This is a genomic window from Polaribacter litoreus, from assembly GCF_054584775.1.
Window position 1 is genome coordinate 1 of sequence record NZ_JBTLRD010000056.1, and the last position, 2,344, is coordinate 2,344.

Below are 2,344 nucleotides of genomic sequence, written 5' to 3' on the forward strand. Positions count from 1 at the left end.
TCGTTATTTTCCGAAGGAAAATATAAGATTGCAAAAAAAGCAACAACTTTTGGTTAAGCTAAAATTAGCAATTTTTTATACACGGTGTTGTAAATAGTAGTTTTTTTTCCAGTTAATAATTCCATTTTAGTTTTTCGCACTTTGCTTAATTCAACATTTTAAGTAATAAATTCCACAAAGAAATTCAATTCCGAAAGTTGCTTAAATTCAGTTTTTGATTCTCACGTCTTACTAATTTTCCCACGTTTTAATTTTCCAGTCAGAGTAAATTCACACGTTTAAAATTCCCACAATTAAGATAAAATTCCCAAGACAATTTTACACGAGTGAAAGATAATTCAGCAATTGTTAAATTCCATTTTAAGCGATTAAAAAATTCCCACGAACAACTAAATTCAGACATTTTGGAAATTCAAATTTTCACGTTTCTGAGTGTTTTCCACTATTATTTACAACGTTGATGTATAAGATTATTTGCGTGTTTTAAGCACTAAAGTTAGCAAATAAATCACAGATAGAAAGTCCGCGAGGACTTTCGTAAAATGGCTAAAACCAGCAATTAATTTTATACGGTGTTAGCAAAAGTTTTTAATTCATTCATTTTTGATATATTCAATAAATTCTTTCCCGAAAACTGTTACAGTTATGTAAGGTAAATTGAAATCTTCTCTTCCTGACGATAATAAAAGAGATTTGCGAACAACACTTTCAAATGTAATATCACCTGTTTCAATCAAATTATATTTTTCCAAATCACTTAATATTATTCGATAAGAATTATTTGGTATTATAACTGAAAGAGAATCTTTTTTTAAAATGTTCTTTATTTCAGAGAATAATTTTATGTCCTTTATTTTCTCCGAGTATTTGTCAATTAATTTTAAAAAGTATAAATGATTAACTGTTAAATCTCCAATTAGTCTTGTGAAAATTAGTTTTGAGTCAAATGTGAAATTACTTTCAAAATTATTGATAAGAGCATTCTTTAATAACAGATGTTTTTCTTCCTGATGAGTTTTAGATGCTAAAGACACACTTTCCTTAAGCAAAGAAATAAATTCTTCGTTTGAGATTATATCTTCTCTTGAAATTTTTTCCCTTCTAATTCCATAATTGCTGAGTGTACATTATTACACCAATTTTCAAACTTTTTTTGATGTAGTGATGGTAAAACAAAATCAACTAAAGGATTTATAAATCCTCCAGTTACTGTTTTTGTCACCTCGTTTATATATTCGTGAACTTTATTAGATAAATCTTTTTTGGGAGGAATAATATCTTTTTTATTCATTCTCTTTTTCTTTCAATTTGAGTTTTTACGTCTGATTGGTTAATTTTTGCTAACGTTGTTGTATATGGTTTGTTGCGTGGTTCAAGCAACCAATTTAGTAAATAATTACGGACAAAGAAAGTCCGCGAGGACTTTCGCAAGTAGGCAAGAAGTCAGCAATAAATTATATACGGTGTTAGGCAATGTTCTTTGTTTCACATTTAGATGAGTTTATATTTTATTATTAAAAATATTCTTATTCAACTGTAAAAAAATATTCACGAGTATTTTCATTTTCAAAACTTTTATATGAAGTACGTCCGCAAGAATTAAATCCTATTTTAGTATCTAAATTTATTAGTCGATAATCATTCAAAATGTAATCATTCAAGTTAGTATTCAAAATTTTGCTATCATTCCAAAAATTAATAATATAATCTCCTTTGAGTAATGGTTTTAGTCCAAGTTTATATTTATAATTTTTTTCATTATCAGATAATTCAGTTTCTGGAAAAAATGTAGAGTTCTCACAACGACCTAAAAACGAAATTTTATTTGTATCATAAATGATTTCAAATTTGTCAACTGCATCTTTGCTATTAGTAGCATTGTTTTCAGGTTTGACTAATTTATATAGCGAGATTGCAGGAGAAAATCCAATTTCATAAAAAATAGAATCTTGTATAATTTTGTCATATACATTCGAGGATACAATCCCTTCAATCCAAATTGTGTCACTTTTTTTGAAGCTTGATTTAGGGGTAATATTTACCTTGATTTTATTAAATTCATAATTCTCGTATACTGATGGTTCATCTTCACATTGAAAAGCCATTAATAAAATACTTAGGGCAAATAATGTTATAATTTTTTTCATTTTTTTGTTAGTGTTTTAATATTTAGGATCTGGTTTTTAATATTGCCTAACGTTTTGGTGTATTGTTTGTTGCGTAAATTTAGCGAAAAAAAAGCTATCTAGACTAAAACTTTAGCGTTCCCGAGGTTTTTCGTAAGAAAAACCCGAAAAAGCAATAAATTTTACACGGTGTTATGTTTTGTTGCGATACGTTTGAG

The 2,344-nt window shown here is 27.4% G+C and carries 3 protein-coding genes; all 3 read right to left on the reverse strand.

The features are described from left to right. Positions 1-593 precede the first annotated feature (593 nt). The 3 genes from ACW9UN_RS16990 to ACW9UN_RS17000 all read right to left on the reverse strand — a co-directional run bounded on the left by ACW9UN_RS16990 (position 594) and on the right by ACW9UN_RS17000 (position 2,147). Complete coding sequence (locus tag ACW9UN_RS16990) at positions 594-1,049, reverse strand: hypothetical protein (protein WP_459487560.1); 456 nt, start codon at positions 1,047-1,049, stop codon at positions 594-596. Between the two features lie 23 nt (positions 1,050-1,072). Continuing rightward, positions 1,073-1,291, reverse strand: coding sequence for a hypothetical protein (locus ACW9UN_RS16995; RefSeq protein WP_459487561.1), 219 nt, complete (start codon positions 1,289-1,291; stop codon positions 1,073-1,075). Between the two features lie 235 nt (positions 1,292-1,526). Next, positions 1,527-2,147: a hypothetical protein gene (locus tag ACW9UN_RS17000; protein ID WP_459487562.1), complete on the reverse strand. Its 621-nt coding sequence runs from the start codon at positions 2,145-2,147 to the stop codon at positions 1,527-1,529. Between the last annotated feature and the right edge of the window lie 197 nt (positions 2,148-2,344).

Coding starts and splice junctions, on each gene's coding strand:
- ACW9UN_RS16995 (WP_459487561.1), bottom strand. CDS start 1,291: ATGAATAAAAAAGATATTATTCCTCCCAAAAAAGATTTATCTAATAAA.
- ACW9UN_RS17000 (WP_459487562.1), bottom strand. CDS start 2,147: ATGAAAAAAATTATAACATTATTTGCCCTAAGTATTTTATTAATGGCT.